Genomic DNA, 368 nt, shown 5'->3' with positions numbered 1-368 from the left:
AAATGAGCAAGAGAAATCTAATTGCTTCTGCCGTTATCGGTGCCTTCGCACTAGGTGGCAGCCAAGTTGTCTCTGCAGACCCTCTTAAAAATTTGCAAAATGAAGAAGCAAAAATCCACGCGGCTGCAGCACAATCCCAAAAGAAGATCGATAAGATCTATGAGCAAACACAAGAGCTGTTATTTGAATATCGTGGTGTCGTAGATGAGACCGAAAACCTGAAGGTTTATAACGATCACCTGGCTCGTTTGGTTGCTTCTCAGGAAGAAGGTATTGCCTCTCTGCAACGTCAAATTGACGGTATCGAAGGCGTTAAGCGTGGCGTAGTTCCTCTGATGTATCGCATGATTGATGCGCTGGAACAGTTC

General features: G+C 45.1%; 1 protein-coding gene. It reads left to right on the top strand.

The window, feature by feature from the left end; all coding sequences use genetic code 11:
• Positions 1–2: 2 nt before the first annotated feature.
• A partial coding sequence (locus tag J0A66_RS22065) for a DUF3450 family protein (RefSeq protein ID WP_206575987.1) occupies positions 3–368 on the top strand: 366 nt, incomplete at its 3' end.

Source organism: Bowmanella dokdonensis (assembly GCF_017254865.1).
Taxonomy (GTDB): Bacteria; Pseudomonadota; Gammaproteobacteria; order Enterobacterales; family Alteromonadaceae; genus Bowmanella; species Bowmanella dokdonensis.
Note: the sequence above shows the minus strand (reverse complement) of the source record. Positions and strands in the feature narration are given on the sequence as shown.